This is a genomic window from Asanoa sp. NPDC049475 (genome assembly GCF_040676915.1).
Classification (GTDB): Bacteria; Actinomycetota; Actinomycetes; order Mycobacteriales; family Micromonosporaceae; genus Asanoa.
Genome location: NZ_JBFAPY010000007.1, coordinates 325,330 through 337,644, shown reverse-complemented (window position 1 = coordinate 337,644; position 12,315 = coordinate 325,330). Strand labels below are relative to the sequence as shown.

General features: G+C 68.5%; 10 protein-coding genes and 1 pseudogene. 10 read left to right on the top strand and 1 reads right to left on the bottom strand.

The features are described from left to right. Nucleotides 1–72: 72 nt before the first annotated feature. The 3 genes from galE to AB0J88_RS28845 are packed head-to-tail and all read left to right on the top strand — an operon-like array spanning nucleotide 73 to nucleotide 2,675. Nucleotides 73–1,062: a UDP-glucose 4-epimerase GalE gene (galE, locus tag AB0J88_RS28855; RefSeq protein ID WP_364350151.1), complete on the top strand. Its 990-nt coding sequence runs from the start codon at nucleotides 73–75 to the stop codon at nucleotides 1,060–1,062. Then, complete coding sequence (locus tag AB0J88_RS28850; RefSeq protein ID WP_364350154.1) at nucleotides 1,017–2,030, top strand: UDP-glucose--hexose-1-phosphate uridylyltransferase; 1,014 nt, start codon at nucleotides 1,017–1,019, stop codon at nucleotides 2,028–2,030. Before galE ends, AB0J88_RS28850 begins: the two co-directional genes overlap by 46 nt. 51 nt (nucleotides 2,031–2,081) lie before the next feature. Beyond that, a complete protein-coding gene (locus tag AB0J88_RS28845; protein ID WP_364350157.1) occupies nucleotides 2,082–2,675 on the top strand; it encodes a hypothetical protein in 594 nt (197 codons plus the stop codon). A 24-nt stretch (nucleotides 2,676–2,699) separates the two neighbouring features. Here the strand turns inward: AB0J88_RS28845 and AB0J88_RS28840 are convergent, their stop codons facing one another. After that, on the bottom strand, nucleotides 2,700–5,096 hold the full coding sequence (locus tag AB0J88_RS28840; RefSeq protein ID WP_364350159.1) for a discoidin domain-containing protein: 2,397 nt from the start codon (nucleotides 5,094–5,096) through the stop codon (nucleotides 2,700–2,702). Nucleotides 5,097–5,305: 209 nt separating this feature from the next. Between AB0J88_RS28840 and AB0J88_RS28835 the strand changes: the two genes are divergently transcribed. The 7 genes and pseudogenes from AB0J88_RS28835 to AB0J88_RS28805 all read left to right on the top strand — a co-directional run bounded on the left by AB0J88_RS28835 (nucleotide 5,306) and on the right by AB0J88_RS28805 (nucleotide 12,293). Then, nucleotides 5,306–6,259, top strand: a complete 954-nt coding sequence (locus AB0J88_RS28835; protein ID WP_364350161.1) for an ABC transporter ATP-binding protein — start codon at nucleotides 5,306–5,308, stop codon at nucleotides 6,257–6,259. Then, the gene (locus AB0J88_RS28830) at nucleotides 6,259–7,038 is read left to right on the top strand and encodes an ABC transporter permease (protein WP_364350163.1); all 780 of its coding nucleotides are present in this window, start codon (nucleotides 6,259–6,261) and stop codon (nucleotides 7,036–7,038) included. Before AB0J88_RS28835 ends, AB0J88_RS28830 begins: the two co-directional genes overlap by 1 nt. Then, nucleotides 6,939–7,460, top strand: a pseudogene (locus tag AB0J88_RS28825) (ABC transporter permease); the annotation flags it as partial. The gene AB0J88_RS28830 and the pseudogene AB0J88_RS28825, both read left to right, overlap by 100 nt. A 124-nt stretch (nucleotides 7,461–7,584) precedes the next feature. Beyond that, nucleotides 7,585–7,809: a hypothetical protein gene (locus AB0J88_RS28820; protein WP_364351068.1), complete on the top strand. Its 225-nt coding sequence runs from the start codon at nucleotides 7,585–7,587 to the stop codon at nucleotides 7,807–7,809. Between the two features lie 129 nt (nucleotides 7,810–7,938). Next, complete coding sequence (gene ggt / locus AB0J88_RS28815; RefSeq protein ID WP_364350165.1) at nucleotides 7,939–9,750, top strand: gamma-glutamyltransferase; 1,812 nt, start codon at nucleotides 7,939–7,941, stop codon at nucleotides 9,748–9,750. Between the two features lie 279 nt (nucleotides 9,751–10,029). Then, nucleotides 10,030–11,622: a S8 family serine peptidase gene (locus AB0J88_RS28810; RefSeq protein WP_364350167.1), complete on the top strand. Its 1,593-nt coding sequence runs from the start codon at nucleotides 10,030–10,032 to the stop codon at nucleotides 11,620–11,622. 53 nt (nucleotides 11,623–11,675) lie between these two features. Then, complete coding sequence (locus AB0J88_RS28805) at nucleotides 11,676–12,293, top strand: hypothetical protein (RefSeq protein ID WP_364350170.1); 618 nt, start codon at nucleotides 11,676–11,678, stop codon at nucleotides 12,291–12,293. Nucleotides 12,294–12,315 lie beyond the last annotated feature (22 nt).

Below are 12,315 nucleotides of genomic sequence, written 5' to 3'. Positions count from 1 at the left end.
TCGCGGCGACATTTCCGCTGAATGCTCATCGCGGATGACGCACCGGGCTCTCGTGGCCCTAGGGTCAGACCCATGAAGTTGCTCGTGACCGGCGGTGCCGGATATATCGGGTCGGTTGTCGTGCACCAGCTGCTCGACGCCGGCCACACGGTCGAGGTCATCGACGATCTCTCGACCGGGCACGTCGGCTCGCTGCCCGGGGAGGTCATGCTGCACAAACGTGACCTCCACGAGGTAGGTGAGGTGCTGACACCGAACGCCGGGTTCGACGGCGTGCTGCATTTCGCTGCCAAGATCGCCGCTGGCGAGTCGGTGGAGCGGCCGGAGATCTACTGGCACACCAACGTGTCCGGGTCGCTCGCTTTGCTCGACGCGATCCGCGTGGCCGGCGTACAGCGTCTGGTGTTCAGCTCGACCGCTGCCGTCTACGGCAACCCGAGCACCCTTCCGATCACGGAGCAGGCGACGGTGGCGCCGACGAACCCGTACGGCTGGACCAAGCTCGCCGTCGACATGGCCATCGCGCACGCGGTCAAGGCGCACCAGCTCGGCGCGACCAGCCTGCGCTACTTCAACGTGGCGGGCGCCGCGCTCGACGGCCCGATCCCGCTCGGCGAATGTCACGAGCCGGAAACCCACCTGATCCCGGCGGCGCTCGAGGTGGCCGCCGGCCTGCGCCCGAGCCTGCGGATCTTCGGTGGCGACTACCCGACCCGCGACGGTACGTGCGTGCGCGACTACATCCACATCGAGGATCTCGCGGCCGCGCACCTGCTGGCCCTGGAGGCGATCGACCCGGGTCGGCACAAGATCTACAACCTGGGCAACGGAAAGGGCTTTTCCAACCTGCAGATCGTCGAGATGGTTCGCGCGGTGACGGGTCAGGAGGTGAAGGTCTCACCCGCTCCACGGCGCGCCGGCGACCCCGCTACGCTCATCGCGTCGTCGGTCCGGGCACGCGCTGAGCTGGGCTGGGTCGCCGCGAAGCCCGACCTGGCATCGATCGTGGGGGACGCATGGACCTTCTTCCAGACGCGCCGCATCGCCGGCTCAACCGGCTGACCGGCGAATGGGTTCTGGTCTCACCGCACCGCACGGCTCGCCCATGGCAGGGCCAGGTCGAGGAGACGACCCAGGAGAAGCGCCCCGAGTACGACCCGTCCTGCTACCTGTGCCCCGGTAACACCCGGGCCGGCGGGGTCAAGACGCCGGTGTACGACTCGACGTTCGTGTTCGACAACGACTTCGCCGCCCTGCTGCCCGAGCCGGCGGGCGGCGGAGTCGACGACGGCCTCCGCGTCGCCCGGCCGGAGCGCGGTCTCTGCCGGGTCGTCTGCTTCTCCCCTCGGCACGACCTGACGCTGGGCGGCATGTCGCAACCGGCGCTGCGCACGGTGGTCGACACCTGGGCCGAGCAGTACGCCGAGCTCGGCGCCCTCGACTGGGTCGGCCACGTGCAGATCTTCGAGAACCGCGGCGCGATGATGGGCGCCAGCAACCCCCATCCGCACGGCCAGATCTGGGCGACCGAGAGCCTGCCCAACGAGCCCGCGAAGGAGCTCGCGCAGCAGGCGGCGTACACGGGCGGCTGCCTGCTCTGTGACTATCTCGCCGCAGAGCTGCGCGACGGGTCGCGGATCGTCGACAGCAACGACCAGTTCGTCTCGCTGGTGCCGTTCTGGGCGGTGTGGCCGTTCGAGACGCTGGTGCTGCCGCGCGATCACCACGGGTCACTGACCGATCTGGACGGCGCTGAGCGTGAAGGGCTGGCCGACATCCTCGGCCGGGTGACGCGACGCTACGACCGGCTGTTCGGCATCACGTTCCCGTACTCGATGGGCTTCCACCAGCGCCCGACCGACGGCGGCGACCACCCGAAGGCGCACCTGCACGCGCACTTCTACCCGCCGCTGCTGCGATCGGCGACCGTCCGCAAGTTCATGGTCGGTTTCGAGTTGCTGGCCCAGCCGCAGCGCGACATCACACCCGAAAGCGCCGCCCAGCGGCTGCGGGAGCTCGACCCTGATTGATTTTCGCCGCCGACGGGTACCTCTCCTTCCCCGACAACGGGGAGGGATTTCATGGGTCTTTCCGCGGAGGAGCGGGCCGAGCTGAGGTCCAATATGGAGCACCGGTCGAGCGCGGCCATCTGGTGGGTCCTGCTGGCGATGCTGCTCGGCTTCGCCGCGCTGGTGGCGATCTTTGCCGCTCGCGACGAGACCAGCGAGCTGTCGTCGCCCTGGAACTTCGTCGTGCCGTTGATCCCGTTCGCGGTGGTCCTCGCGATCGCGGCACCGCTGCTCATCAGGCTGCGGCGCCGCGGGCCAGGTCCGCTGGTCGAGGGCGCCGACACCCCGACCCGCAAGGCGGTGATTCGTGCGATCAGTGCGGGCTCGACGACCGACGCACGAATCGATGACCTGGTCGTCGACCTGCGTGAGCATGGGACGGCCCGTCGGCTCGGGCTGACCGCGGCGATCCAACTGGTCGGTGCGATCGTGCTCGGGTCCGGCGCGGTCATCTCCGACGAGACGACCTCCCGGCTCTTCTTCGCGGGCGCGGCGGTTGCGCTGCTCGCAGCGGTCGGCGTCCTCTTCCGCCGCAGGCGGCAGTTGCTGGCCTACCGGGCCGGCGGCGGGTACGACGGACCGCCGGCCGCTGTGAAGGGCGATTGACAGCGGCCGGCGGAGCTTCCGTGGTCAGCTCGCGTACACCTCCAGTTCGGAAAGCTGACCCGCCGGCCAGCCCGTGTTGCCGGTGATGTTGATCCGCACGTAGCGGGTCGACGTCGCGGTGAAGGTGATGGTCACGGCGTTGCCGTTCGCCGGGTTGAACACCCGCCCGGCCGAGCCGGAAAGCGTGCTCCACGACGAACCGTTGGTGCTGCCCTGGATCGACAGGGTCTGAGTGCGGGTCTGCCACGCGGACTGAGGCGGGAGCTTGAGCACGACCCGGCTGACCGAGGTCGCCGCGCCGAGGTCGACCTGCACCCACTGCGGGAACGTGTTGTTGGGGCTTTCCCAGTAGCTGTTGGCGTTGCCGTCGACCACATTGCCGGAGCCGTAGCTCTGCACATGTCCGCTCTCCGCCGTCGGCTTGCCCAGCGCCAGATTGGTGTTGGCCGGCGGGGCGTTCGTCGTCGCGGTGACCACATTGGATGGACTGGAGACGTTGCCGGCGTTGTCGCGAGCCACCACCGAGAAGCTGTAGCTGGTGTTCGGCGTCAGACCACTGACCGTGTACGACGTGCCGCTCGGCGAACCGACCACGCTGCTGCCCTGCCGCACGTCATAGCCGACCACGCCCGTGTCGTCCGTCGACGCCGTCCACGACAGCGACACGCTCGTGCTGGTCTTGCCGGTCACCATGAGGTTGCCCGGCGCGGTGGGTGGGCTGCCGGGGTTGGTGACCGCGCCGTAGACCTCGAACTGCGCGACCTGGGCAGCCGGCCAACCCGTGTTGCCGCTGATCGTCAGGCGCACATAGCGAGCCACCGAGGCGACCACCGTCAGCGTCGCGCTGTTGCCGGAGGCGGGGCTGAAGGTCACGCCGGCGCTCGGCGCCAACGTCGTCCACTGCGAGCCGTTGGTGCTGCCCTGGACCAGGATCGTCTGGGTGCGTGTCTCCCAGCCCGGCGGCAGCTTGAGGACGACCTGGTTGACCTGGACGGAGCTGCCGAGATCGACCTGGATCCACTGCGGGAACGCGTTGTTCGCGCTCTCCCAGTAGCTGCCGGCGTTGGTGTCGACGGCATTGCCAGCGACGAAGCCGCCGTTCTGGGAGCTCGCCGAGGTCGGCTTGTTCAGGGCCAGGTTGCCGGTCGGCGGGTCCGGCGGACCGGTGCCGTTGTCGGGCTGCGTGGGCCGGGTGGCCGTCAGCGCGAGCTGGCCCTTGAGCATCCGGCCACCGTCCGCCGTAAGACGCAGGTAGTAGTCCGACGAGCAGAACGTCCCGTCCTCGTCCAAGGACCGGATGCCAGCGCCCGCCGGCGTCGTCGCCTGCGTCTCGGACGTCTTCGCGATCTGGTTGCCCTCGTTGAACTCGTCGAACATCGACACGTACAACCCGGCCGCACCGACCCTGATCATGTTGTAGAGGTGCCGCCAGTAGAAGTCACCGTGCCGGCGGTGCCCCGACGACAGATCACCCGGCATCACGCAGGGCTGGTAGTCGATGCCGTTGGCGTTGCAGTCGGCCTGATCCGGGACGTTGACGTTGGTGTAGAACCAGTCGAGGCCAGCCAGGTCGCCGGTGCGGCCGACCATCCACGGCGAGATCATGTTGAACGCGTGGTAGACCTCGGAGAAGCCTGGACGGGAGTCGTTGATGCCCTGCCGCCAGTACGTCGGAACGCCGCCGATCACGTAACAGCCCTGCGCCTTGAACCAGTTGACGACATCGAGGCAGGCCGCGGGCGCGAACGGACGGCCGTCGTCGTTGAAGCCGAAGCCCCAGATACAGACGACCGGCTTGCCGTTCTGCCGGGCGTACGCCGTCGAGGCGGTGTGTGCCGACATCTTCGTGGACCAGTCGGTCTTGATCTGCGACTGCATGCTGGTCCAGCTCGTGACGTCGTACATGATGTAGAACTTGCGCCCGTACTTCTCCGCGGCCGCGCGTACCTTCTGCGTCATCGTGTCGCGGGTCGGGCCTTCGTCACCGAACGGGTTGAACCGCTGCAGCGCGGCCGTGTCGCAGCCGTACTGCTGCATCCACTTGAAGTGCGTGTCGACGGTCTGGTCGTCGTACGACGAGAACAGCTGCGCCGGCTGCCCGTTGCCGAGGTTGGGGTACGCGGTGGTGTAGCCGCGGGTGTACTCGCGCATGTCGGGCCACGACACGATGGTCGTGTTGCCAGGCGACGGCGGCTGGAACCGGTCACGGCTCCAGTGCCACCAACCACCGATGGGCGCGCCGTCTCCCGGACAGGCGAACCAGCCCTGGTAGCCGACGGAGATCTTGCCAACCACATCACCCGGTGGGCTGGCCGCGCTGGCCGGGCTGGCCAGGACGGCGGCCAACTCGGTGGTGGAGACAGCGGCCAGGGCGGAACCGGCCGCCACTGAGGTCACGAATCTTCGGCGCGAGACCGCCATGTCTACCGCTCCTTGGGGGTCGGGACGGATCGACGGTTATCGTGCCAGGACACGACGCGATCACGCAATACTCGTACGTTCTGCTGAAATCTCTCGACATGCGCTTCGCAAGAATCATGTTGTCTTCGCCGTCGGGCCCTTCTATCCGGAATTTGCGGGCCGATGTTTAGTTCTTGCGCCTCTCTGCTCGGTTTTCTACGATCATCGCCATGCCCGATGTCCTCGTTGAGGCGGCCGGCCTCGTCAAGCGCTATCCGCCCCGCGACCGCCACGGCACGCCGTTCACCGCGGTCGACGGCATCGATTTCGTCCTGCGACGCGGCGAGTCGTTCGGGTTCCTGGGACCGAACGGTGCGAGGAAGTCGTCGACGATGCGGATGATCGCGTGCGTCTCGCCGCCGACCGCTGGCTCGCTGCGAGTGCTCGGTCTGGACCCGCTCACCCAAGGCCGCGAGATCCGGGCCCGGCTCGGTGTCGTGCCGCAGGACGACGCGCTCGACCGGGACCTCACCGTCCTGGAGAACCTGCTGATCTACGGTCGCTACTTCGGGCTGCCCAAACCGACGATCGCCACCCGCAGCACGCAACTGCTGGAGTTCGCGCAACTCGCCGAACGAGGTGAAGAGCGGGTCGACGCGCTTTCCGGCGGTATGCGGCGGCGACTCACCATCGCCCGCTCGCTGATCAACGAGCCGGAGATCCTGCTCCTCGACGAACCCACGACCGGGTTGGATCCGCAGGCCCGCCACGTGCTGTGGGATCGGCTGTTCCGGCTCAAACAGCAGGGAGTCAGCCTGATCCTGACCACGCATTACATGGACGAGGCCGAGCAGCTCTGCGACCGGCTGGTGGTGATGGACAAGGGCCACATCGTCGCCCAGGGCTCGCCGGCCGAGCTGATCGCCGCGCACTCGACGAAAGAGGTGCTCGAGCTGCGCTTCGAGATCGGCGAGCAGGACAAAGCCGTGGCGAAGCTGCGCGATGCCGCGATCCGCGACCGGCTGGAGGAACTGCCCGACCGGGTGCTCTGGTACACCGCCGAGGGCGAGGCGGCGCTGGCGGTCGTCCATCAGATCGGCCTGCGGCCGGCGACCGCGATGGTCCGGCGGGCCAGTCTCGAAGACGTGTTCCTCGCCTTGACCGGCCGGACGCTGGTGGACTGATGGCAACGGCCGACGCGATGGCGCTGCGCGCGTTCCAGTACTGGATCCTCCGATACCGCCGCACCTGGCGCGGCACTGTGGTGATCAGCATCGCGAACCCGCTGCTGTTCCTCGTCGCGATAGGCCTCGGCCTCGGCCGGCTGGTCGGTCCGGACGCGGCTGCCCTCGGCGGCGTCGACTACCTGGCGTTCTTCGCTCCCGGGATACTCGCCGCGGCCGCGATGCAGAACGGCATCATCGAGGCAGCGTTCCCGGTGGCGGTCAACCGTGGACCCGGCGGTGCCTACCCGGTGGCGGCCGGCACCCCGCTCGATCCCGAAGACATCCTGCACGGTCATCTTCTCTTCATGGCCTCGCGTGTGGTGTTGAGCGCGGCGGTGTTCATGACGGTCATGGTCGCGTTCGGTGCCGCGCGCTCCCCGCTCGTGCTGCTGGCTTTGCCGGCCGCCGCCCTCACCGCGATGGCCTTCGCGCTGCCGTCCGCGGCATGGGCCGTGACGCTGGCCGACATGCGGCCGGTGAACGGCATCTTCAAGTGGGTGGTGATGCCGCTCTACCTGTTCTCCGGCACGTTCTTCGCCGTGGAGCAACTGCCGTCGGTGGTACGCCCGCTCGTCTATGCCACTCCGCTGTGGCACGGCGTCGACCTGTGCCGCTCGCTGAGCCTCGGCACCGTGTCGTGGCCGCTCGCACTCGTCCACATCGGATATCTGACGTGCCTCTGCGGCGTCGGCTACCTGATGGCCCGCAGCTTGTACCGGCGTCACCTGCACGCGTGAAGGGAAGCCGAACCGTGTCGTCCGCCCACCTGATCGTCGTGCGCCATCTCTGGGTCCTACGCCACGGCCGACCGTGGAATCTCGTCGTGAACGGCATCTTCGAGCCCTTTCTCTATCTCCTGTCGATCGGTGTCGGCATCGGGCAGCTGGTCAGCGGCGATTCCGGTGCGGCGGCCTATGCCGCTTTCGTGGCGCCCGCCCTGCTCGCCACGTCGGCGATGAACAGCGCGGTCAACGAGACGACCAGCAACGTGTGGTGGCGGGTCCGGTTCGACAAGGTCTACGACGCGATCGTCACCACGCCCATGCGGATCGGCGACATCGCGGTCGGTGAGATCGCAGCGTCGGTGCTGCGCAGCACGCTGTCGTCGAGCTGCTTCTTCGTGGTCATCGTCGCGCTCGGCATGGTGCACTCCGCGTGGGCGGTGCTGGCCGTGCCGGCCGCTGTGCTCATCGCGTACGCCTTCTCCGCCGCCGGCCTGGCGGGCCGCCACCTACATCCGGGAGCCGCACCACCACCAGTACCTGCAGCTGGTCATGCTGCCGATGTTCCTTTTCGCGACCACCTTCTATCCGCTGTCGGTCTATCCGCCGGCGCTCCAGGTGCTGGTCGCGGTCCTGCCGCTCTACCAGAGCGTCGAGCTCATGCGGGGTCTCACGACCGGAGACCTCGGTGCGGGGATGCTCGCCGCTGTCGCCTATCTCGTCGTGATGGGCACCGGCGCGACCTGGCTCGCCCGCCGTCGACTCTCAGAGCTTCTGTTGACCTGAGCCTCGCCTGACTCGTTGCACACCGTGACGGCCCGTTTCCGGGCTGCGAATCCGGGCTCCGCCCGCCCTGTTGCCGATCGAGGACGGTGGCGGTAGGACATAGAGACGCATGCTGATCCGGGAGGGGCAATGAAGCTCGGAAAGATCGCAGTCGTCGCTGTCGTGGCCGCGGCAGGGCTGGTGGTGCCGGGCTCCGCCCCGGCGCTCGCGCACGGCGGCACTGAACCGCCCAGGGACCCGACCGCCGTCGGATATGGCGGGGCGGTTTCGACCGTCGACCCCACCGCCACCGCGGTCGGCCTCGACGTGCTCCGCCGGGGAGGCAACGCAGTCGACGCCGCGGTCGCCGCGGCCGCGACCCTTGGCGTCACGGAACCGTTCTCCGCCGGCGTCGGCGGCGGAGGCTTCTTCGTCTACTACGACGCCAAGACCCGTCGGGTGCACACGATCGACGGTCGCGAGGCGGCACCGCGCGCGATGGGAGAGGACGCGTTCCTCAAGGCCGACGGCACGCCGATGGCGTTCCAGGAGGCCCGGGTCAGTGGCATCTCGGCCGGCGTACCCGGATCGCTTCTCACCTGGAAGGAAGCCCTGCGCAAGTGGGGAACCCGCTCGCTGTCCTCGGCGCTGGCCCCGGCGGCCGACGTCGCTCAGCGCGGGTTCACGGTCGATTCGACGTTCCGTCAGCAGATCGCCGACAACGCCGCCCAGTTCGCGCAGTTCACCTCCACCCGGGACCTGTATCTGCCGGGCGGGCAGCCGCCGGTGGTCGGCTCGCGGTTCCGCAACCCCGACCTGGCCGACACCTATCGGCAGATCTCGCGCCACGGCACGGACGTCTTCTACGAGGGCCGGATCGCCCGCGACATCGTCTCGACGGTGCAGCATCCGCCGGTCGCCGCGGATCCCGCGGTGCCGTGGCAGTACGAGATCCGTCCCGGCGAGATGACGCTCGCCGACCTCAGCCGATACGACGTCCGGTTCCCGGCGCCGACCCGGTCGGACTACCGCGGCTACACCGTCTACGGCATGTCGACGCCGTCCAGCGGTGGCATCGCGGTAGGCGAGGCGCTGAACATCCTCGAGCGGTTCGACCTGTCCGGCATGAGCGCGGTCGACGCGCTGAACCTCTATCTCGAGGCGAGCGCGCTGTCGTTCGCCGACCGCAACCGCTATGTCGGCGACGACACCTCGCGACGCTTGATCGACGAGCTGCTTCGGGACCGGTTCGCCGCCGAGCGCGCTTGTCTGATCGACCCGGCGAAGGCGCTCACCAAGCCGGTCGCGCCGGGCAACCCGGACGGACATTACGGCGGCTGCGAGACCGCGGCGGCCGTTGCGGACGGTAACCCCGGCCAGAGCACGACGAACCTCACTGTCGCTGACAAGTGGGGCAACGTCGTCGAGTACACCCTGACCATCGAGCAGACCGGCGGAAACGCCATGGTCGTGCCGGGCCGCGGCTTCCTGCTCAACAACGAGATGACCGACTTCAACTTCATCCAGACGCCGGGCGCGCCGCCCGACCCGAACCTGCCGGCCCCGGGCAAGCGGCCGCGCTCGTCGATGTCGCCGACGATCGTGTTCGACGACGGCAAGCCGTTCCTGGCACTGGGCACCCCCGGTGGCGCCACGATCATCACCACCGTGCTGCAGATGCTGGTCAACCGCATCGACCTCGGCATGACCCTGCCTGAGGCGATGGCGGCACCGCGCGCCTCGCAGCGCAACAGCGCGGCACCACAGGCGGAAACCGCCTTCATCACCGCGTATGGCGCGGAACTGGTCGCTCTCGGCCAGCCCGAGTTCGTCAGCACACCCGAGCTCGGCGCCGCGACGGCGATCGAGTTCACCCGGCACGGCGGCATGATCGCCACGGCCGAGCCGGTGCGCCGCGGTGGCGGTGCGGCGGGCGTAGTACGCACCAACAAGTCCCACTGAAACCTCCCCGTTGACGCGGCGGCGACGAGCTTTCGTCGCCGCCGCGTCCGTTGTGGTCGGTGCTTCGACGTGACCGGTCCAGTGTCGGCCCACGGCAAGGCTCGAAACGGGTTATCCACAGGCGGTGAGTTATCCACAGCCCACTTGTGCGGACACTCCCCGTCCGTCACCGCCATCTACACTGGGCGCACGGACAGTCACGACCACCGATGTGCTGGTTGAGCTGCCGGTTCAACAGCGACTCGGGCGGGTGAGATGAAGCAGTCCATGCACCGACGCATGCGTGCGCGATGGCTCGTCGTGGCGACGGCCGTGCTGACGATGGCCTCGTTGCCGCTGCTTGCCACCCCCGCGCACGCCGATACGGTGCGGTCGCTGTCCTGGCAACTCGACTCGCTTCGCATCTCACGCGCGCACCAGATCACCAAAGGCGCCGGCGTGACGGTGGCGGTCGTCGACACCGGCGTGCAGGCCACCAACCAGGACCTCGCCGGCCAGGTCGTGCCCGGCAAGGCATTTGGCAACGACGTGGCCGCCGACGGCCGCACCGACCCTGACCAGAACGTCAGCCACGGCACCGGCATGGCGAGCCTCATCGCCGGGCGGGGCGGCGGCCAGCAGCGACTGCTCGGCGTCGCGCCAGAGGCCAAGATCATGCCGGCCGCGGTCGGCATGGCGCGCGAAACGATGGCGCCGGCCGTGCGGTGGGCCGCTGACCAGCGCGTCGGGGTCATCAACATCTCGATGGAGCCGAGCTCCACGTTCTTCTCGACCGAGATCAACGACGCCATCGCGTACGCCCAGCAACGCGACGTCGTCGTGGTGGTGAGCGCGGGCAACCAGGGCGGTGACGTGAGCTCGTTCGCCCGGCTGCCGGGCGTGGTCTCCGTTTCCGCGGTCGACCGCAAGGGCGCCCTCTGGGAAGGCTCCAACCGAGGTCACCAGCTCGCGGTGAGCGCGCCCGGCGTCGACGTGATCATGTCAGTCAACCAGGGCAACGGGTACGGCGTCGGTGACGGCACCAGCCAGGCCGCCGCTATCACGTCCGGTGTCGTCGCCCTGATCCGCTCGCGGTTCCCCGATCTCGACGCCGCCAACGTCGTCAACAGGCTGGTCAAGACCGCCACGGACAAGGGCGACAAGGGCCGCGACAGCCTCTACGGCTTCGGCATCGTCGACCCGGTGCGGGCGTTGACCGCCGACATCCCACGCGTCGACGCCAACCCGCTCGGTGTCGCTTCTGCTGCGCCCGATGACAAGGCCAGCGGTTCGGCGACCGACGAAGCCGGTGACGAAGGCTCGCGGTTCGGCATCAGGGTGCGCGCCGACTGGGGCGGCCTGCTGGTCTACGGCCTCGGATGTCTGGTGGTCGTGGCGGCGATTGTGATCCTGATCGTCTGGTCGAACCGTCGGCGGCGGCGGCAGTTGTCCGGCCCGCCACCATCTGGCGGGCCATACCCTGGGCAGGCAGGACAGTGGGGTGCGCCGCCTCCGGGACAAGGGCAGATTCCACCGGGGTACGGGGCAAGGCCGGGCTATGGGCCGCCGCCTCAGCAACCGCCCTACCCGCCACCGCCGCAACCGCCGACATATGGTCAGCCGCCGCAGCCACCCGCGTTTGGCCCACCGCCGGCGCAACCGGGCTACAGACCGCCACCGCAACAATCCGGGTACGGACCGGCACCGGGCCAGCCAGGCAGCGGGCCGACGCCCAGTCAGCCCGGCTACGGACCAGCACCGGGTCAACCAGGCCACACTCCGGCACCCGGTCAGCCAGGCCACGGGCAGGCGCCGGGTCAGTCGGGCTACGGGCCGCAGGAGGGGCAGCCTCCGGCCGAGCAGCGGCAACCACCGTCGTCGGGTGACCGGTAGGGTACGCATTGACGTCCGGCACCAGTTAGGCAGCCGAGACCTGGGGAGAAGTAATGGGGGACAAGTTCGAGTCCGGGAACAAGGAACTCGATGCGCAGGTCGAGAGCTACAAACGGATCGACCAGAACACTGTGGAGGTCCGGCTCAAAGACGGCTCGGTCCTCACCGTTGACAACAACGGTGAGCGGATCAGCACGCATGTGGACCGCCCGTTCGCGCTCGACATGAAGTTGGACCAGGCCAACGTCGGCACGTCTCGGCCGGATGTCGCTCCTGCCGGACTAACCGAGGCGGCGCCGGGTGGCAAGACCGGGGTTGATCTCGAGTCCCTCGAGTCGACGCAGAAGTGGCTCCGGGAACGGGCCGAATATCTGGGCCGGCTTTACTACGCGATGCCTGGGATCCTGGAGAAGATCGACGGTCCGGCGAGTGGCGGTACGTCCACTTTGGGTGGTCATCGCGGCGCTGAGCTCGTACACGGCAAGCACACGGCCCTTTACAACTCGTTCCGTAACGGGCTCAAGGACACCATCGAGCAGTTGCATGACACCGCGGACGCCCTCGGGAAGATCAAAGAGAACTACGCCGCCGCTGAGGAGCGCAACGCGCTCACCGCGCAGCAGTGGGAGTCGATCTTCGGTAAGGCCGCCGCGAAAGAGCACCAGATCTAGCGATCTGCCAGGAGGGGAAAGA

Bases quoted from the DNA above. Each gene is read 5' to 3' on its own strand.
- galE (WP_364350151.1), top strand. From the start codon at position 73: ATGAAGTTGCTCGTGACCGGCGGTGCCGGATATATCGGGTCGGTTGTC.
- AB0J88_RS28850 (WP_364350154.1), top strand. From the start codon at position 1,017: ATGGACCTTCTTCCAGACGCGCCGCATCGCCGGCTCAACCGGCTGACC.
- AB0J88_RS28845 (WP_364350157.1), top strand. From the start codon at position 2,082: ATGGGTCTTTCCGCGGAGGAGCGGGCCGAGCTGAGGTCCAATATGGAG.
- AB0J88_RS28840 (WP_364350159.1), bottom strand. From the start codon at position 5,096: ATGGCGGTCTCGCGCCGAAGATTCGTGACCTCAGTGGCGGCCGGTTCC.
- AB0J88_RS28835 (WP_364350161.1), top strand. From the start codon at position 5,306: ATGCCCGATGTCCTCGTTGAGGCGGCCGGCCTCGTCAAGCGCTATCCG.
- AB0J88_RS28830 (WP_364350163.1), top strand. From the start codon at position 6,259: ATGGCAACGGCCGACGCGATGGCGCTGCGCGCGTTCCAGTACTGGATC.
- AB0J88_RS28820 (WP_364351068.1), top strand. From the start codon at position 7,585: ATGTTCCTTTTCGCGACCACCTTCTATCCGCTGTCGGTCTATCCGCCG.
- ggt (WP_364350165.1), top strand. From the start codon at position 7,939: ATGAAGCTCGGAAAGATCGCAGTCGTCGCTGTCGTGGCCGCGGCAGGG.
- AB0J88_RS28810 (WP_364350167.1), top strand. From the start codon at position 10,030: ATGCGTGCGCGATGGCTCGTCGTGGCGACGGCCGTGCTGACGATGGCC.
- AB0J88_RS28805 (WP_364350170.1), top strand. From the start codon at position 11,676: ATGGGGGACAAGTTCGAGTCCGGGAACAAGGAACTCGATGCGCAGGTC.